Here is a 17,809-nt window from a genome sequence, read left to right on the forward strand (position 1 = left end):
CCACGCCGGGCCCCCCAGCACAGGCGACGCGGGGTTAAAGGACCTTAAACACCCCCCCCGGGACACACCGGTGGCCCGCTACCGGGGTTCGCCGGTAGCGGGCCTCCGTGTCGTGCTCTGGATCAGCTCCGGCCGCTGGGGGCGGAGTCGTAGCGGTCGCCGCGACGGGGACCGCCACCGCGACGGTCGCCGCGGTAGCCACCGCGGGAGTCGCCTCGGTAACCGCCTCGACGCTCACCACCGTAACCGCCGCCACGACGCTCGCCGCCACCGCGGTAACCGCCATCGGAGCGCTCGCCGTAACCGCCGCGGCGGTCGTCGCGACCGCCCTCGGAACGGTCGTCGCGCCGGCCGCGGTAGCCGCCCTCGCCACGGTCGTCACGGCGGTAGCCGCCCTCACCGCGGTCGTTGCGGCGGTCACCGCGGTAACCGCCACGGTAGCCGCCACCGTTACCGCGGTAGCCACCACGACGGGGGCCGCCACGGCCGCGACGGGGACGCTCGGGCTCCGGCGGCTCGATCCACGGCTCCCAGGAGGGCTCCTTGGCCCCGGTCACCTGGGTGAGCAGCTCGTCACCGGGGTTGACCAGGTGCTGCTTGGCGTCGACACCGGCGTCGCTGAGCAGACGGCGGGCCATACGGCGCTGGTTGGGCGCGACCAGGGAGACCACGGAGCCGGAGGAACCGGCGCGGGCGGTACGACCGCCGCGGTGCAGGTAGTCCTTGTGACCGGTGGGCAGGTCGACGTTGACGACCAGGTCGATGCCGTCGACGTGGATGCCGCGGGCGGCGACGTCGGTGGCGACCAGGGCCTGGATGCGCCCCTCACGGAACTTGGCGAGGGTGCGGGTGCGCACGCTCTGGGTCTTGCCGCCGTGCAGGGAGGCGCAGGGAACGCCGGCCTCGATCAGCTGTTCGCTGATGGTGTCGGCGCGGTACTTGCTGCGCACGAACAGGATGGTGCGACCCTCGCGCGCGGCGATCTGGGTGACGATCTTGTTCTTGTCGCGGGGCAGCACCTTGAGCAAGTGGTGCTCCATGGTGGTGACCTGCGAGACCGGCGGGTCCACGGAGTGGGTGCGCGGCTCGTTCATGTACTTGCGGACCAGCTTGTCGACGTCACCGTCGAGCGTGGCCGAGAACAGCAGGGTCTGCCCGTCCGGGTGCACCTGGTCGAGGAGCTCGCTGACCTGCGGCATGAAGCCCATGTCGCACATCTGGTCGGCCTCGTCCAGCACCGAGATCTCCACGTCGCCCAGGTCGCAGGCGCCCTGGTCGATGAGGTCGGTCAGACGGCCCGGGGTGGCGACGAGGACGTCGACACCGCGGCGCAGTTCGTTGATCTGGCGGGTGTAGGAGCTGCCTCCGACGACGTCGCCGACGCGCACGCCCACGACGCGGGCGTAGCCGCGCAGGGCGTCGCGCACCTGGTGGGCGAGTTCGCGGGTGGGCACCAGGATCAGGGCCCGCGGGCGGTGGGAGGCGGCGCGGCGCTCGGCGCAGCGCATCAGGACCGGCAGGCCGAAGGCCAGGGTCTTGCCCGATCCGGTCCGGCCGCAGCCGAGGACGTCGCGGCCCTCGATGGCGTCGGGAATGGTGGCGGCCTGGATCGGGAACGGGGTGGTCACACCGTTCTTGGCCAGCTCGTCGACGATGTCCTTGGGAAGCCCCAGGCTGTCGAAGGCAGGCGTTACGGCAGTGTCCGTCGTCAAGTGACGTGTACCTTCCTCATCGTTTGGCGGCGTTTCGAGGAAGGCTCCACACGGTCACGACGGACCCAGCGAAGAAATCACACAAACGCGCCTGATCACACGCGGAAGCGACCCCGACGTAGGTGGGGTTCGTGTGCTCTTCGGGTCAAGAGTGACGTCGACAGGGTCGACACGCTCTCCGCGTCTTGGCGGTCCGGCGCGCTCGGATGCGCGCGATATTGAACGACCGCTTGCAGCAGCGTACTAGAGATCGCCGCGAATCGGGGACGGGGTGGGTGTTTTTCACCGGTGATACGGGTCTCCCCACCCCGTTCCCCGAGGTCAGGAGGGTCAGGCCTGAGCCGCCATGGCCTTGGCCAGCGTGGTGAGCCGCTTCACCTGGGCCGCCCGTTCCGCCGCGCACTGCTCTTCGAGCGTGTTGCCCTCGGCCTGGAGCAGGAGGTCCTTGGTGGCGGTGGCCGCCCCGTGGTCGACCGTGAGCAGCGCCGCGACGGCGTCGTCGACGGCCCCCTCCAGTTCGTCGACGCCCACGACCAGGGTGGCCAGGCCGAGCTCACGGGACTCCTCCGCGCCGACCTTGCGCGCGGTCAGGCAGATCTCGGTGGCCCGGTGGACGCCGACGATGTCCACCAGGGGCTTGGTCCCGGTGAGGTCCGGGACCAGCCCCAGGGCGGGCTCCTTCATGCAGAAGACGGCGTCGTCGGCGAGGACGCGCAGGTCGCAGGAGAGCGCGAGCTGGAACCCGGCGCCGATGGCGTACCCGCGCACGGCGGCGATGGTCACCAGGTCGGGGCGGCGCAGCCACAGGAAGCCCTGCTGGAGTTCGGCGATGTAGGCGTCCAGGTCGGCCTCGTCGGCGGACCCGTCGGTGAGCCCCCCGATGATGGAACGCTCGCCCTCGACCCCTTCGGGGGTGAACATGCCGAGGTCGATCCCGGCGGAGAAGATGTCGCCCTCTCCGGCGATGACGACGATTCGGACATCCTCGGGGAGGGTCTGGCCGATGTGGGCCAGGGTCGTCCAGGTCCGCCCGGTCATCGCGTTGCGGCGCTCGGGACGGCTGATGGTGATGCGGGCGACGGCGCCCTCCACCGTGAGGCGCAGCCCCGCCCGGGTCAGCTCCTCCTCGCCGGGCGGTTCCGTCACTCCGGTCTCCTGCGGGGCCTGTGTCATGGGTTCCTCCATCGGGTCGTCGACACCCCCGACCCTACTCGCGAGTAACCTCGAACTCGCGATCGGGCTCAGGCTTTGCGCGTCGCTCCGCCCCGACCCCTCAACTCCACACCGGTCTCACCGAGCAGGCGATGCACGAACCCGTACGAGCGCCCGGTGGCGGCGGCGAGGGAGCGGATGCTCTCGCCCTCGTCATAGCGGCGCCTGAGTTCGGCGGCCAGCTCCGCCCGACTCTCCCCGGAGACCCGGGCGCCCTTCCTCAACTCGTCACTCACGGCTCTCTCCTCTTTCGGGACACCGGCCTCGGGTACGGGCCGGACCATCGCCATGATCCGACATGCCGCACGCCCACCGCCACATTCACCGAACGCCGCGCCGGTCGGCCCACGTTTCGGAAGACCCCTAACCCCGACCGAAAAAGGGGGAGGGTGAACCTCGCGATACGCCGAGCGTCCACCCTCCCCATGATCCCGCCGTCGACTCAGGCCAGGGCGATGAGGTCCTCGAAATCGGGGTTCCACATGTCCTCGACCCCGTCCGGCAGCATGATGACGCGTTCGGGACTCAACGCCTCGACCGCGCCCTCGTCGTGGGTCACCAGTACGATGGCGCCCTTGTAGTTGCGCAGCGCGGCCAGGATCTCCTCGCGGCTGGCCGGGTCCAGGTTGTTGGTGGGCTCGTCCAGCAGCAGCACGTTGGCGCTGGAGACCACCAGGGTGGCCAGCGCCAACCGGGTCTTCTCACCACCCGAGAGCACACCGGCGGGCTTGTCCACGTCGTCACCGGTGAACAGGAACGAACCCAGCGTCTTGCGCGCCTCGACCTCCGGCAGATCCGGGGCCGCGCTCATCATGTTCTCCAGAACGCTGCGGCCCACGTCCAGGGTCTCGTGCTCCTGGGCGTAGTAGCCCATCTTGAGTCCGTGTCCGGGCACGACACGACCCGTGTCGGGTTCCTCCACACCGCCCAGCAGACGGAGCAGGGTCGTCTTGCCCGCGCCGTTCAGCCCGAGGACGACCACCCGGCTGCCCCGGTCGATGGCCAGGTCGACGCCGGTGAAGATCTCCAGCGATCCGTAGGACTTGGACAGCCCCTCGGCCATCAGCGGGGTGCGACCGCTGGGCGCCGGGTCCGGGAACCGGAGCTTGGCCACCTTGTCGGCCTTGCGCGTCCCCTGCACCCCGTCCAGCAGTTTGTCGGCCCGGTTCAGCATCTGCTGGGCCGCGCGGGCCTTGGTCGCCTTGTACCGGAAGCGCTCGGCCTGCTTACGCAGGTTGTCCGCCTGCTTGGAGGCGTTGGCCAGCTCACGGCGGCGGCGACGCTCGTCGTCCTCGCGCTGGACCTGGTACTGCTTCCAGCCCATGTTGTAGATGTCCATGACGCTGCGGTTGGCGTCCAGGTAGAACACCTTGTTGACCACCTGGTCGACCAGCTCCACGTCGTGGCTGATCACGATGAGCCCGCCCTGATGGGTCTTGAGGAAGTCGCGCAGCCACACGATGGAGTCGGCGTCCAGGTGGTTGGTGGGCTCGTCCAGCAGCAGGGTGTCGGCCCCGCTGAACAGGATGCGCGCCAACTCGACCCGACGACGCTGACCACCGGAGAGCGTGTGCAGGGGCTGGGAGAGCGCCTTGTCCGGAAGACCGAGACTGGAGGCGATGGCGGCGGCCTCGGATTCGGCGGCGTACCCGCCAAGGACGTGGAGGCGCTCCTCCCAACGGGCGTAGGCGCGCACCCCCTTGTTCCTGGTCTTCTCGTGGTCGCTGGCCATCTTCTTCTCGGCCTCGCGCAGACCGCGGAGCGCCTCGTCGATCCCCCGGGCCGACAGCACGCGGTCCTTGGCGATCACGTTCAGGTCGCCGGTGCGCGGGTCCTGGGGCAGGTAGCCGATGGTGCCCGAGGTGGTGACCGTCCCACCGGTGGGAAGTCCCTCCCCCGCCAGCACCTTGGTCATGGTGGTCTTGCCCGCACCGTTGCGGCCGACCAGACCGATCCGGTCCCCCGCCGCGACCTGGAAGGTCGTCGGTTCCAGCAGGAGTCGGGCTCCGACGCGCAGTTCGAGGTCGGTGGCGATCAACATGGGTGGGGCTTCCTCAAAGATGGTGTGGCGGTTCGTCGTCGCGGCCCGGATACGGGGCGCGGGCCGTGCGGTCCGGGTCGCGGGGACGCGGACGGATCGGGCGGATCCGCCTTCGGGCGGACCGATCCAGCCTAACGGCAAGGTCGTGGGAGAGGGCCAGGGTTTTCCGGGCGGACGTCCCGGGCACGGGCGCGCCCCCGACCCCACAACGGGGCCGGGGGCGTCGCGCATTCCTCCATGAGGAAGGAACGGTCCTTCCGGGGTCACTCTCCGGGGGCGTCCTTGTCCCCCTTCTTGGGGGGCTCCTTGGCCGTCGCGGCCTCTCCGGTCTCCTCCGGTCGGGCCACCACGACCACGGCGGACTCCGCCGTCGTCAGGGCTCGACGACGCTTCTCGTCGACCTCCCCTTCGCTCTCGTCCGTGTGCTCGTTGTGGGCCGGCGGACGGTTGCGCAACAGAGCGGCCAGGACGGCCGCGACCGGGGTGGCCAGGAACATGCCCGGGATGCCGCCGAGGATGCCGCCCGCCGTGATGGCGATCAGGACGACGGGAGAGGGCAGTTCCAGCGCCTGACCATAGATACGGGGCGCGAAGATGTTGCTCTCCAGCTGCTGGACCAGGACGACCGCGCCGACGATCACCAGGGCGATCACCCAGCCCTCGGTCACGAACGCCACCAACGCGGCGAGCAGGCCGGTGAGGAAGGCGCCGATGATCGGTAGGAAGGCCCCGACGAAGGTCAGCACGATCAGCGGGATCGCCAGGTTGATGTCCAGGAAGATGAGCAGGAAGATGCCGATGCCGACGGCGTCGATGAACCCGACCATCGCCACGCCCCGGACGTAACGCCCCATCACCCCGTAGGCGATACCACCGGCGTGGTGCAGCCCCGGACGGGACTTGGGCGGCAGGAGGGTGGCGATCCACTCCATGAGCTTGTCGCCGGAGTGGACGAAGTACACGGTCAGCGCGATGATCAGGACCAGCCCGAGCAGGATCTGCACCACCGCGGCACCGGCGGTCCAGGCTCCGCTGAGCAGACGGTCGGTGTTGTCGGTGATCATCCCCTGGATCTGGAGCCAGGCGTTGTCGATCATCTCGGTGATGAGCGCCGGGTCGAGGAAGGGGATCTGGAGACCCTGGAGTTCGGTGATGGCGCTGGAGACGCTGGCGACCAGCCCTTCGAACCCCTGGATCGCCGGCGAGACGATCATGGTGATCACGCCGCTGAGCACGATCAGGGCCACCAGGATGGAGATCGCGGTGGAGGAACCGCGCCCCAGCCCCTTGCCCCTCAGCCAGTTGGCCAAGGGCATCAACAGGGCCGTGATGAAGACCGCCAGGATCGCGGGCAGGGTGATCACCGAGAGGTGGATGACCGCGTAGACGAGGAGCCCCGCGACCACGCCGACCAGCAGTATCCGCCAGGCGACGTCACTGACCACGCGCAAGAGATCCCCCGCCCCGACGTCGTCCTGCTCCGCGGCGGTCTTCTCCTCCGCCCGGGTCTCGGCCTCGATGCGGGCCTTGTCCTGCGCTTCGAGCAGGGCGAGACGCTCGGCCCGGGCTCTGCGGGCGTCGAGCCACTTGTTCAGGAGCGCCCATACTCCCGGCCGCTGGGCTTGCACATGGACTCCATTCTCTACTGGTGGGTCCGTCCGCTCCGGCCGGAGCGGACACATGGGTACGCGGGGGATGTCGGGGAAGGGGGTCCGTTCGATGCGCCCGGACCCCGTGAGTGGTCAACTCTGTCAGAACTGCCAGGGTTCCCGGGGGTGACCACTGCGAACGATCTCGTTCCCGAAGGGCGCCAGGGCCACGGGGATCATCTTGATCGAGGCCCACGCCATGGGGATACCGATGATCGTGACGGCGAGGCCGACGGCGGTGGTGATGTGTCCGATGGTCAGCCACCAGCCGGCCACGATCACCCAGATCACGTTCAGGAAGGTGGAGCCGCCCCCCGAACCCGGCTTGCGCACGAGTTCGCGACCGAAGGGCCAGAAGGCGTAGCGGGCCATACGGAAGGAGGCGATGCCGAAGGGGATCGTGACGATGAGGAGACAGCAGATGATGCCGGCGATGACATAGCCGACCGCCAGCCAGAATCCGGCGACGAAGAGCCAGATGATGTTGAGGATGAGCCGCAGGAGGGCCACGGTGATTCGTCTCCTTGTGTCTGTCCCGGAATGGGTCCACCCCCGGACGGGAGTCGGACGCACCCTGTTTTCTATCGTCTGGGACGCTCGGACACCACGACCTGTTCCGTTCTTCTTCCCTGGAACCTCCCCTAGGGGGCGAGGCGGAGGGGTGCGGGTCGGGGTCTCGGCGCCGGGTGCGTCCGGCCGCCATGCGGGGGTCTCGGCCGCGCCGTCACCGCCGCTCCGTGTCACCGGAGACGCCGCCTCTCCCTCCCTTAGCCGGTGGCGGAGGGTGAGGACATACGGTCGAACCCAATCTCGGAGCGATGTCCCGTCCACAATGTGATCGGCGCATCAGGGGGACCCCCTAGGCAGGAGGGACATAGCCCCATACGATGTGCGGTGTCCTACAGGGAACGGTCGTTCGCGTGATCTGCGACAAACTCGGACAAAAACCAGCAAACCAGATGTCAGCCATCAGGTTTCGGTAACGGTTGGACGAGTAATTTCCCCACCCCCCGTGCACGATCGGGAGTGGGGATGGCATGATTACGTACCGGCTCGGACGGAGGCCGTCACCGCCTCCGCGGCCGTTCGTGTGAGAGCACCCCATCATCGGCAGGCTTCGCCTCTGTGGTGGCGCTTCTCGTGGTCTCAACCACACCGGGGAACAACGCCAGCACCGCTCGACGTTTGCGTCGTGCGGGGTGTCTCGCGCCGCATGACCGACTTTCGGTGACTGAAGCTTTTTACGACAGCTTACTAGTGATTTCAGTAGAGGTGGTTCAAGCATGTCTCAGGTACGTCGGCAGGCCGCGCTGCGCCCCCGCCCGAGCTGGGGGTGGCAGGATGCCGCCGCGTGCCGGGGCGAGGACCTTGTGCTCTTCTTCGGCCCCGATGGCGAACGCCAGCCGGAGCGGGAGATCCGCGAGCGCAAGGCCAAGGAGATCTGTGCGGCCTGCCCGGTTCGAACCGACTGCCTGGACTATGCGATCTCGCGTCCGGAGAAGTACGGGACCTGGGGTGGCCTGAACGAGGACGAGCGCGCCTCCGAGCGTCGTCGCCGCATGCGACGCGCCAACGCCGCCTAGGACCCACGAGTCCCCCGCGCGGATCCCTTCCCACACGGCCCCGGCCCGATGACCCGCGGCGCCCCGACGACGAACGTCGAGGGCGCCGCGGGTCTTCTGTCTTCGAAAGCCCTTCGGGCCCCATCGAATGTCCGACCAGGAAGACATATTCCCGGACACGATCATCCGTTCACCCGGAGCCCCGCGTGAGATGACGGTCGAACCAGTCCAGGGTCCGCACCGCGACCTCGCGCCACTCCTCCCCGTCCCCTTCGGGCGCCGAGACCACGGCCGACTCGACCGGTCCGCCCAGAAGGGCACGGGCCCGTTCCCCCGCCTCCCGAGCGGAGACGTCCCCGCTCTCCGCGAGAAGGAGGGTGGGCGCCCGTACCCCGGACAGGGCCTCCCCCGCCCGATCGATCCGGCCCCCATGGACCACGACCCCCGCCACGTCCTCGGGCAGCGCCGCCGCCGCGAGGGGCAGGGACGCCGCCGTGGCCCCCGAACACAGGATCCCCAGAGGTTCGCCGGCCGCGTCGGTGGCCCGTCTCAGCCAGGTCACCACCGCCGCGGGCCACTCCGCCGAGGCCTCCTCCTCGTCCGGCGGATCCACCAGCAGGGTCGCGTAACCCGCCCGCCGCAGGGCCGAGGCGATCGCCCGCCCGCGCGGATCCACCCGACCGTGGTCGAAGGCCATCACCACCACGCCCCGCAGTTCCTCCGGCATGGTCAGGTCTCCGTCGACGTAGGCCCGACCGGCGGGGACGCGCACCGCCCTGGCCACCTCGGACCTGGGCCGCGAACGTTCGACCTCGAAGAGCGTCGACGTGACGTTCTCGTCGGAGAGCTGGCCGAACTCCCGGTACCACTCCCCCACGGAGCGGAAGTTGTCCGGGGCGCCGAGCACCACCAGGGCGTCGACCTCGCCGCGGAGGAGCTCCACCGCCTCCGGGGAGGCCACCGGCACCGCCAGGATCAGTCGGGCGGGCCCGGCCTGGCGTACCGTCCTCAGCGCCGCGCGCGCGGTGCCGCCGGTGGCCGCGCCATCGTCGACGACCACACAGTCGCGTCCGGCGATCCGCGGCAGAGGGCGTTCGCCCCGGTAGGTCCGACGTCGGCGATCGAGTTCGTCGCGTTCGGAGGCCACGGTGTCGGACAGGGCCTGACGCGGAATGTGCATACGGGCCAGGGCGAGATCGTCGTAGAGGACGCGACCGTCCTCGGAGACGGCGCCCACACCGGTCTCCGGATGGCCGGGAAGACCGATCTTGCGCACCACGAGCACGTCGAAGTCCGCCCCCAGGGCGCGGGCGAGCTCCGCGCCCACGGGGACACCGCCCCTGGGCAGGGCCAGCACGAGCGGATCGTCGACCGCGTGGGCGCGCACACGCTCCGCGAGGCGCCGTCCCGCTTCGGCGCGGTCGGCGAAGGGCAGGGAAACGGGTACCGGGTTCATGTCCTCACCGGCACCGGACCGTGAGGCCCGGCACCGCTCCTTCCGCCTGTCCGGAGTGAGCTGCTGGAAACAGTGCTAGCGGCATACCCCGCCGCACGCGGGTTGGAACCCGAGGTCCCCACGTGCCCCTTCGGTCCGCCCCCGTCAGGAGGGGTCGAAACCGTCGCGGAGCACCGCCATCAGCAGGGAGTCGTACCTGCGACCCTCCCAGAGGAGGGAGTCGCGCAGGCGACCCTCGACCGAGAAACCGCAGGAGCGGTAGACGGCGATGGCGCGCATGTTGAAGGCGTACACGTGCAACCAGATCCGGTGCAGACCCACCTCCTCGAAGGCGTGGCGCAGGACCAGCCGTGTGGCCTCCCGCCCCAGCCCTCGGCCGGTGAACTCGATCGCCGAGAGGGCGATGCGGTAGCCGGCCGAGGCGTTCTCCGGGGAGACGTCGTAGAGGGAGAGTTCGCCGAGGTAGCGTCCGTCCTCGGGGGCGGTGATCGCCAGGTCCAGCCGGTCCTCCCTGTCCGCTCTGCTCTCACACCATTTCCGGGCCTGCTCGTAGGTCGGATGACCGTGGGCGCCCATGAGTCTGCGGACCTCCGTGTCCAGGCCCGCCGAGAAATAGGAATCCGTGTGTTCGGGCCCCAGGGGCACCAAACGCACGTTCTCGCCGATGAGGGTGGGTTTTTCTCGCAGTGCGCTCGTATTGATCATGCGGATCTTCCGGTTCGACCGGGGCCGGGTGCGGGCACGGTCCGGGAGAGGTTCGGCGGACGGGGGCCGCACGCGGGAGCGGGCCGCGGGGCGCGAGGGGTTCGGGGGCGGTGCCGGGATCGGCCTCCTGGACACTGGACGACGGGGTCTCCCTATGTAAGACACCTCCGTCCCGCTTGGCAAGCCCATGGCGCGAGGTTCGTGCCCGCCCCCTGTTCACCCGAACGCGGGACTGGATAGCATCTGCCCGCACCGAGACCACCGTGGGAGCCGCTTGTGAACGCCCGGACCGAGACACCGACCGCCCCGCCGCCCGACGCCAGGCGCGCGCGGATCGCGGTGTCGACCCTGTTCTTCGTGAACGGGTTCACCTACACCAACGCGGTGCCCTGGCTCCCCGTGATCAAGGACGACCTGGGGCTGGGCAACGCCGAGTTGGGGCTCGCGATCGCGGCGATGCCGTTCGGAGCGATCCTGACGGGTATGCTCGCCGGTCCTCTCATCCATCGGTTCGGCAGCGGTCCCACCGCCGTGGCGACGAGTCTACTCTCACTGGGAGCGCTTCCATTCATCGCGCTGGCCCAGAACTGGTGGATGCTCGCCGCGACCCTGTTCGTCATGGGAAGCGCGGACGCGTGGACCGATTCGGCCCAGAACTCGCACGGGCTCCGGGTCCAGCGGCGCTACCGACGCAGCATCATCAACACCTTCCACGCGGTCTGGAGCATGGCCGCGGTCGCCGGGGGCCTGCTCGGCGCGACCATGGCCGGGAGCGGGGTACCGATCCTGTGGCACCTGGGCGGGGTGACCGCGATCCTGGTGGCGGTCAACCTGTCGATCGGACGCATGCTCCTGCCCGGGCCGGAGAACAGCGAGCGCGAGGACGGGACCGGCGGCCGGAACGGCGGCCGCACCCGCGTGCCGCCCCGCGCGATCCTCTTGCTCGCCGCCCTCGGGATCCTGCTCATGATGGCCGGCGGCATCGAGGACTCGGCGGCCTCCTGGGGCGCGGTGTACATGAGCACCGAGCTGGGAGCCCCTCTGTTCCTCGCGGCCATGCCGTTCGTGGCCTGCCAGACGATGATGACGGTCGGTCGGCTGTTCGGGGACCGACTGACCGACCGCTTCGGAGCCGTGGCGGTCGGCCATGGCGGTGGTCTCCTCGCCGCCGGTGGCATGGCCCTGGCCCTGGCCCTGCCGCATCCGGCCGCAGCGATCGTCGGCTTCGGGGTCCTGGGGTTGGGGGTCTCCACCCTGTTCCCCCTGACCCTGACCGCCGCCGGGAACGTGCCCGGAGTCCGTACCGGGGACGGGGTGACCGTGGTGGGCTGGCTGGGTCGGGCGGGCTTCCTGGCCTTCCCACCGGCCGTGGGGTTCCTCGCCGACTCGGCGGGGCTGGGCTCGGCCCTGTGGGTGATCGCCGCCGGAGGCGCGGCCGCCTTCCTCTTGGCACCCGCCCTGCGCCCCCGTTCCTGAAGCGTCCCGTCGCGCATACGAAAGGGCCCCGACCTCCGAGGAGGAGATCGGGGCCCGCGCTTCGTCCCGTGTCGCCACGGGGCGGAGCGTGGTGTTACTCGATGACCATGCCCGGACGGCGGCTGCCGGCCCACAGGGCCAGAGCGCCGACACCGGCCACGATGGCGCCGCCGAGCACGAAGCCCGACAGGTCGACGCCGGTCGCGGCGAGGTCCGGGTCGGAGGCGCTCTCCGTCGTCGTGGAGGACGAGGAGGAGGCGGAGGTGGTCGTGTTCGAGGACTGACCGCCGGTCTCGTCACCGCCGGTCTCATCACCACCGGTCCGGTCACTGGGCGGAGGAGTCTGCCCCTCTTCCCCACCGGGCGGAGGAGTCTGATTGTTGTCCTCTTCCTCTTCCTCCTCCTCTTCCTCCTCTTCCCCGCCCTCACCGGGCGGAGGAGTCTGACCGTTGTCCTCTTCCTCTTCCTCCTCTTCCTCGCCCTCACCGGGCGGAGGGGTCTCGCCGGGCGGAGGGGTCTCGCCCTCGCCGCCGTCGCCCTCGTCCTCGTCCTCGTCCTCGTCCTCGTCCTCACCGGGCGGAGGGGTCTCACCGGGCGGAGGGGTCTCGCCGTCGTCGTCACCCGGGGGGTCGAAGACGGGCGGCAGCGGCAGGTCGACCGGAGCGATCTCGGGAAGCGTGGTGACCGCCTCCTCGACCGCGGGGGCCAGGTCGAGCACGGGGGTCTCGACGGCGGGGGCCTCGAACGAGAGGGGTTCCACCTCGGGGGTCTCGACCTCGGGGGTCTCGACCGCGGGGGCCTCGGCCGCCTCGGGGGCGACCTCGGGGGCGATCTCGTCCACCGTGTCGGCGAACGCCGGACCGGCGGAGAAACCGGCCATGAACAGACCGGCCGCGGTAACGGTGAATACCCGCTTCTTAGGGGACATCCCGCTCCTTTCTTTCACTGGTGTACTGAACTATTCGGGGGGGATGGCATAGAGGTGGTCCTCACGGACCACGACGGCGCGGTCGCCGAGCAGCCCGCGCGGCGTCTCCGCGTCCTCGGGGACCTCGACGGTCTCGCCCGAGGCGTCGACCGCCACTCGGGTCCCGTCGAGTTCGCCGAAGATCCGCTCACCGATGGCGATCTCGGGTTCGAAACCCGGGAGCACGGTGGTCTCGCCGCTGCCGGGCTCGAAGAGCACCGGGCCGTAGGCGGCCAGCTCCGATCCCAGAGGTCCGGTGCGGTGGCGCACGTCCTCCAGGTCGTCCGGGTCGACCTCGGCGGTGCCGAGCACCGAACCGTCGGTGTTGTCGTGGAAGGCCAGGAGGAGGTCGTCGCCCTCCTCCATCTCCCAGAGGACGATGGCGTAGCCGCGGATGAAGGTCATGATGGAGTCCAGGTCGCCGGCGCCCTCGGGCTCCTCCGGCTCCACCTTCCGGGGGTCCTCGTCGGGGGCGACCCAGTGCCAGGGGCCTCGGAGCACGCCCGCCAGCGCACGGCCGTCCTCGGCGAGCATCGCCCCGGAACCGCCCGGGGTGTCGATCTCCTCGAGCTCTCCGTCGATCGGGACGTAGGCGCTGTCATCGCCGCGCACCAGCACCCCGGAACCGGCGTACTGGGCGGAGGCGGCCTCCCTGAGCTCGATGTTGCCCGCGTTGCCGCCCGTCGCGGGCCAGAACCACAGGGCCCCGGCGGTCTCGATCGTGATGTGGGGGGCTCCGTCGTACTCCACGAAACGGGGGCTGCCGAGGACCTCCGCCGCTTCGAAGGGCAGGTTCACCGACCATTCGCGCGACCCGTCGGCGTTGAGCAGGTTGAGGCGTTCGGCGGGGTCGATGTAGACGAGGTTCTCGCCGTCGCCGCTGACACCGGGGAGGGTGTCGGGGGCGAGTTCCTCGGTGATCTCGACCGTCGTGGCGTAACCGGGCGGGGCCGGGTGGTCCAGTATCGGCCCGTCGGAGGTGGGCTCGTCCTCCCCGGCCTCGGAGGCCGTGGTGGTGGAGTCCGGAAGGAAGCGCAGGACGACCGCGCCCACACCACCGATGAGGGCCAGGGCCAGCACCACGGCGCCCACGATGACGAACACGCGTTTGCGCCCGCCACCGGCCTTCTCCGGGACCGGCGGTGTCGTGTTCGGCGCGGGCCCCGGGGGCGGCGGATCGGCGGCCCGGACGACCCCGTCCGGGGTCGCGACCAGACGCCAGTAGCCGTTGGCGTCACGCGCGTCGATGAGCACCGGCCCGCCGATCCGCGCGGCGTGACCGGTGGCGACGTCGAGCGCGGCCCGTCTGGTGTCCTTGGGTGCCTGGCCGGACACGACCTGGCGGCGGCCCTCGATGACGATCTCGGCGGTGCGCTCGTCCGGAGCGATGACGATGACGGCGGTGGGTCCGGGATGTCCCGGACGGGACGCCCGGCTCATGGTGCCTCCGAAGGCATGTGGAACATGGACCTGTTCGTATACGGGAGCAGGGGAATCGTGGTCGGCGATGACGTTCGGCGGCGGCTCGGCGAGAAGACCGAACAAGAGGGTGCGGCGCATACGTCGTCGGTGCTGCACGCGATCATACTGATCCTCACCGGAACCGGCCGACTTGATCGGATGCCCGAGAATCGGTCATGGTTCGCACCTCTCCCATCGGTTTTTCGGCCACCTCTCCACTGACCTGCGAAAACCATCTCCCACCTGCGGATGGTCCCGTTCTCCCACATCCATCGACTCTGGTGTGGACACCCCAAAAGACACCTCGGTTCACGCCGAAATTGGCCGGATCCGGCCACCCGGAGTTTCCGAGGACCTACGGGCACGTCTGCGACGCCTCCACGGCACGGCCCCGACCCGATCCCGCGCGGTCAGCGCCCGTTGTGGTCGTTGATCGTGTCGATGACCGCCTGCTCCCTGCGCTGGGCCATACGGTCCGCGCGTTCGAAGTGGCGGTTGGCGAGTTCGGCCCGGGCCGCCGCCGTCCGCATGGTCGGCCACATCGCGTCGATCTCGGAGTTGAGCGAGGAACCCACCAACACCGCGATGGCCATGACGTACAGCCAGGCGAGGATCGCGATCGGCGCGGCCAGGGAACCGTAGATGCTCACTTGACCGAAGGAGGCGTCCAGGTAGGAGCGCAGAAGCGCCGACCCGCCCAAGAGCACCACGGTGGCCAGAACCGCGCCCGGCAGGTGACGCCACAGCGGGGTGCGCACCGGCACGCTGAGCGCGTACAGGAGGGTGACGGCGGTCGTGACCAACAGACCCACGATCGGCCAATAGAGGAGGTTGAGCCAGCCCACGGTGACCGGCAACAGCTCATGGACGAGGTCGGGACCCGACACCATGATCGGCAGCACCAGGACCGCGAAGAACAGCCCGCCCAGGTAGGCGAAGAAGGCGAGCACCCGCTGCCCCATCCAGCCGCGCAGCTCGTCCAGCCCGTAGGAGATCGTGATGGAGCGGATGAACACGTTCATCGCCCGCGACCCCGACCACAGGGACACCAGGAAGGTCACCGACAGCAGACCGCCCTGGACCCCGCCGAGGAAGTCGTCGACCAGCGGTTCCACCACGGATTCGACGGTGTTCGGGGTCAGGACCCGCGCGGCCAGGTCCAGCATCCACTCGCGGATCTCCACCACGAGACCCTCGCCGAACACCGCCGCCAACGGCCCCAGGGCGCCCAACAGGCACAGCAGGAGCGCGGGCAGGGAGATCAGCGCGAAGAAGGCCGATTCGGCGGCCAGCCCGATCACGCGTGAACGCGACAGGGCTCGAAGGGTGCGCAGGATCAGCAGTAGACCACTGTGGAACACCGAATGCCGCCGGAACCACGCGTCGGTCGTACGCCAGAGACCCTCCCAGAAACCCACCACAAGGAGAACGTTATCGGGAGCCGCGGCGGCCCCGACAGGAGCGGACGCGTCCGCCTCCGGACGTGACCCACGTCTCCCTCGGGCGGGCACATCTGGACAAGGACACGGGGGCGTGACATTCTCGCTTCATGATCGCTGCTCTGGACCCCATGCTCCGCGTGCGCCGCCACGTGGACTTCCAGCGGGTCAGCAGCGCCATCTGTCGCAGCGTCGGTTAGTTCCTCGCCGCCTTTACGCACCCCTGTGAGCCAGTGGGTGCCGGCGGCCCCGGCGCTCCCCCCTCGAAACTCCTGTACACGCGGATCTCGTACCCGTAGCACCGACCACGACGACGTGCGGTGTCTACGGGTCTGCGGTGCGGGCGCCGGGACCCCGGCACCCCGCGACCCCATCGGAGACACCCGCGATGCCTCCCTCTTCCGCGCAGCCCGGCAAGGCCCCCGTGGCCGCCAAGCCCCGGCGCACCCGTGGTGAGGGCCAATGGGCCCTCGGTTACCGCGAGCCGCTGAACAAGAACGAGGAGAACAAGAAGAACGACGACGGGCTCAACGTCCGCGATCGGATCATCGACATCTACTCCAAGGGCGGGTTCGACTCCATCGACCCGGCCGACCTCCGAGGCCGGTTCCGCTGGTACGGGCTCTACACCCAGCGCGCCCCCGGCATCGACGGCGGCAAGACCGCCGTGCTGGAGCCCGAGGAACTCGACGACCGCTACTTCATGCTGCGCGTGCGCATCGACGGCGGCCGGCTGAGCGTCGCCCAACTGCGCGCGATCGCCGAGATCTCCCGCGACCACGGGCGCGACACCGCCGACATCACCGACCGACAGAACGTCCAGTACCACTGGATCCGGGTCGAGGACGTGCCCGCGATCTGGGAGAAGCTGGAGTCGGTGGGACTCTCCACCACCGAGGCCTGTGGCGACACCCCTCGGGTGATCATGGGCTGTCCGCTGGCCGGCGTGGCCGAGGACGAGGTCATCGACCCCACCGCGCAGATCCAGGAGATCTACGACGAGCACATCGGCGACCCCCGTTTCTCCAATCTGCCGCGCAAGTTCAAGACCTCCCTGTCGGGGTGCACCTCGCACTGCGTCAACCACGAGATCAACGACGTGGCCTTCGTGGGGGTCCGGAACGAGGCGGGCGAGGTCGGCTACGACCTCTTCGTCGGCGGCGGCCTGTCCACCAACCCGATGTTCGCCCGGCGGTTGGGGACGTTCGTGCGGCCCGAACTGGTCTCCGAGGTCTGGGCCGGGGTGTGCTCCATCTTCCGTGACTACGGCTTCCGCCGGTTGCGGACCCGCGCCCGGATCAAGTTCCTGATCAAGGAGTGGGGCACGGAGCGCTTCCGCGAGGTCCTGGAGAAGGAGTACCTCGGCTACGAACTGCCCGACGGTCCCGCCCCCGTACTCGACCCGGGGGTGCGCCGCGACCACGTGGGCGTGCACCGTCAGCGCGACGGAAGGTACTACGTGGGCTTCGCGCCCAAGGTCGGCCGGGTCTCGGGCGGCTCGCTGCTCCGGGTGGCCGAGATCGCCGAGGAGCACGGGTCGGACCGGATCCGTACCACCCCCGATCAGAAGCTCGTCATCCTCGACATCGAGGAGGACCGGGTCGACTCGATCGCCGCGGCGCTGGAGTCCGAGGGCTTCGAGGTGCGACCGAGCGTGTTCCGTCGTCAGACGATGGCCTGCACCGGCATCGAATTCTGCAAGCTGGCGATCGTGGAGACCAAGGATCGGGCCGCGACCCTGATCGAGGAGTTGGAGCGGCGGCTGCCCGACTTCGAGGAGCCGGTCACCATCAACGTCAACGGCTGCCCGAACTCCTGCGCCCGGATCCAGGTCGCCGACATCGGCCTCAAGGGGCAGCTCGTCCTGAACGAGCGGGGCGAACAGGTGGAGGGCTTCCAGATCCATCTGGGTGGCGGAATGGGGCTCACGCAGTCCTTCGGACGGAAGATCCGCGGTCTGAAGACCACCGCCGATGATCTGCCGGACTACGTCGAACGGGTCCTCCGACGCTTCCAGGAGCAGCGTAAGGACGACGAGAACTTCGCCGCGTGGGCCGCCCGCGCCGACGACTCCGACCTCAAGTGACATCGGGTCCCCGGGCCCGCGCCCGGGGACCCTCCCGGCCCCG

At 69.7% G+C, this 17,809-nt stretch carries 15 protein-coding genes; 4 read left to right on the forward strand and 11 right to left on the reverse strand.

What is annotated here, in order from left to right; all coding sequences use genetic code 11:
* Positions 1 to 122 precede the first annotated feature (122 nt).
* From U9J66_RS18185 to U9J66_RS18210, 6 genes are all read right to left on the reverse strand, one after another.
* On the reverse strand, positions 123 to 1,712 hold the full coding sequence (locus U9J66_RS18185; protein ID WP_326338242.1) for a DEAD/DEAH box helicase: 1,590 nt from the start codon (positions 1,710 to 1,712) through the stop codon (positions 123 to 125).
* Positions 1,713 to 2,042: 330 nt separating this feature from the next.
* Positions 2,043 to 2,885, reverse strand: a complete 843-nt coding sequence (locus U9J66_RS18190) for an enoyl-CoA hydratase/isomerase family protein (RefSeq protein WP_326338243.1) — start codon at positions 2,883 to 2,885, stop codon at positions 2,043 to 2,045.
* Between the two features lie 68 nt (positions 2,886 to 2,953).
* Positions 2,954 to 3,160, reverse strand: coding sequence for a helix-turn-helix domain-containing protein (locus tag U9J66_RS18195; protein ID WP_014912345.1), 207 nt, complete (start codon positions 3,158 to 3,160; stop codon positions 2,954 to 2,956).
* 206 nt (positions 3,161 to 3,366) lie between these two features.
* On the reverse strand, positions 3,367 to 4,965 hold the full coding sequence (locus U9J66_RS18200; RefSeq protein WP_014912012.1) for an ABC-F family ATP-binding cassette domain-containing protein: 1,599 nt from the start codon (positions 4,963 to 4,965) through the stop codon (positions 3,367 to 3,369).
* A 263-nt stretch (positions 4,966 to 5,228) separates the two neighbouring features.
* Complete coding sequence (locus U9J66_RS18205) at positions 5,229 to 6,593, reverse strand: AI-2E family transporter (protein ID WP_161110055.1); 1,365 nt, start codon at positions 6,591 to 6,593, stop codon at positions 5,229 to 5,231.
* Positions 6,594 to 6,716: 123 nt separating this feature from the next.
* Complete coding sequence (locus U9J66_RS18210; protein ID WP_014913110.1) at positions 6,717 to 7,124, reverse strand: YccF domain-containing protein; 408 nt, start codon at positions 7,122 to 7,124, stop codon at positions 6,717 to 6,719.
* A 773-nt stretch (positions 7,125 to 7,897) separates the two neighbouring features.
* On the opposite strand from U9J66_RS18210, the gene U9J66_RS18215 reads away from it, so the two are divergent.
* Positions 7,898 to 8,197, forward strand: a complete 300-nt coding sequence (locus tag U9J66_RS18215) for a WhiB family transcriptional regulator (RefSeq protein WP_017588640.1) — start codon at positions 7,898 to 7,900, stop codon at positions 8,195 to 8,197.
* 169 nt (positions 8,198 to 8,366) lie between these two features.
* Here the strand turns inward: U9J66_RS18215 and U9J66_RS18220 are convergent, their stop codons facing one another.
* Together U9J66_RS18220 and U9J66_RS18225 are read right to left on the reverse strand one after the other, a co-directional pair.
* A complete protein-coding gene (locus U9J66_RS18220; protein ID WP_161110056.1) occupies positions 8,367 to 9,632 on the reverse strand; it encodes a phosphoribosyltransferase family protein in 1,266 nt (421 codons plus the stop codon).
* Between the two features lie 144 nt (positions 9,633 to 9,776).
* Positions 9,777 to 10,337: a GNAT family N-acetyltransferase gene (locus tag U9J66_RS18225; RefSeq protein ID WP_014911833.1), complete on the reverse strand. Its 561-nt coding sequence runs from the start codon at positions 10,335 to 10,337 to the stop codon at positions 9,777 to 9,779.
* A 276-nt stretch (positions 10,338 to 10,613) separates the two neighbouring features.
* On the opposite strand from U9J66_RS18225, the gene U9J66_RS18230 reads away from it, so the two are divergent.
* On the forward strand, positions 10,614 to 11,813 hold the full coding sequence (locus U9J66_RS18230; protein ID WP_014913499.1) for an MFS transporter: 1,200 nt from the start codon (positions 10,614 to 10,616) through the stop codon (positions 11,811 to 11,813).
* 94 nt (positions 11,814 to 11,907) lie between these two features.
* On the opposite strand, the gene U9J66_RS18235 is transcribed toward U9J66_RS18230, so the two are convergent.
* The 3 genes from U9J66_RS18235 to U9J66_RS18245 all read right to left on the reverse strand — a co-directional run bounded on the left by U9J66_RS18235 (position 11,908) and on the right by U9J66_RS18245 (position 15,662).
* Positions 11,908 to 12,741: a DNA primase gene (locus U9J66_RS18235; RefSeq protein WP_326338244.1), complete on the reverse strand. Its 834-nt coding sequence runs from the start codon at positions 12,739 to 12,741 to the stop codon at positions 11,908 to 11,910.
* Positions 12,742 to 12,771: 30 nt separating this feature from the next.
* Positions 12,772 to 14,340, reverse strand: a complete 1,569-nt coding sequence (locus U9J66_RS18240; protein WP_442789863.1) for a hypothetical protein — start codon at positions 14,338 to 14,340, stop codon at positions 12,772 to 12,774.
* A gap of 311 nt (positions 14,341 to 14,651) precedes the next feature.
* A complete protein-coding gene (locus U9J66_RS18245; RefSeq protein WP_026125205.1) occupies positions 14,652 to 15,662 on the reverse strand; it encodes a YihY/virulence factor BrkB family protein in 1,011 nt (336 codons plus the stop codon).
* Positions 15,663 to 15,790: 128 nt separating this feature from the next.
* Between U9J66_RS18245 and U9J66_RS18250 the strand changes: the two genes are divergently transcribed.
* Both U9J66_RS18250 and U9J66_RS18255 read left to right on the forward strand, forming a co-directional pair.
* Complete coding sequence (locus tag U9J66_RS18250; protein WP_017535694.1) at positions 15,791 to 15,880, forward strand: putative leader peptide; 90 nt, start codon at positions 15,791 to 15,793, stop codon at positions 15,878 to 15,880.
* A gap of 188 nt (positions 15,881 to 16,068) precedes the next feature.
* The gene (locus tag U9J66_RS18255) at positions 16,069 to 17,766 is read left to right on the forward strand and encodes a nitrite/sulfite reductase (protein WP_041562051.1); all 1,698 of its coding nucleotides are present in this window, start codon (positions 16,069 to 16,071) and stop codon (positions 17,764 to 17,766) included.
* Positions 17,767 to 17,809: the final 43 nt, after the last annotated feature.

The organism is Nocardiopsis sp. LDBS1602, assembly GCF_035818715.1.
Classification (GTDB): domain Bacteria; phylum Actinomycetota; class Actinomycetes; order Streptosporangiales; family Streptosporangiaceae; genus Nocardiopsis; species Nocardiopsis alba.

Coding starts and splice junctions, on each gene's coding strand:
- U9J66_RS18190 (WP_326338243.1), bottom strand. CDS start 2,885: ATGACACAGGCCCCGCAGGAGACCGGAGTGACGGAACCGCCCGGCGAG.
- U9J66_RS18200 (WP_014912012.1), bottom strand. CDS start 4,965: ATGTTGATCGCCACCGACCTCGAACTGCGCGTCGGAGCCCGACTCCTG.
- U9J66_RS18215 (WP_017588640.1), top strand. CDS start 7,898: ATGTCTCAGGTACGTCGGCAGGCCGCGCTGCGCCCCCGCCCGAGCTGG.
- U9J66_RS18220 (WP_161110056.1), bottom strand. CDS start 9,632: ATGAACCCGGTACCCGTTTCCCTGCCCTTCGCCGACCGCGCCGAAGCG.
- U9J66_RS18225 (WP_014911833.1), bottom strand. CDS start 10,337: ATGATCAATACGAGCGCACTGCGAGAAAAACCCACCCTCATCGGCGAG.
- U9J66_RS18235 (WP_326338244.1), bottom strand. CDS start 12,741: ATGTCCCCTAAGAAGCGGGTATTCACCGTTACCGCGGCCGGTCTGTTC.
- U9J66_RS18240 (WP_442789863.1), bottom strand. CDS start 14,340: ATGCGCCGCACCCTCTTGTTCGGTCTTCTCGCCGAGCCGCCGCCGAAC.
- U9J66_RS18250 (WP_017535694.1), top strand. CDS start 15,791: ATGATCGCTGCTCTGGACCCCATGCTCCGCGTGCGCCGCCACGTGGAC.
- U9J66_RS18255 (WP_041562051.1), top strand. CDS start 16,069: ATGCCTCCCTCTTCCGCGCAGCCCGGCAAGGCCCCCGTGGCCGCCAAG.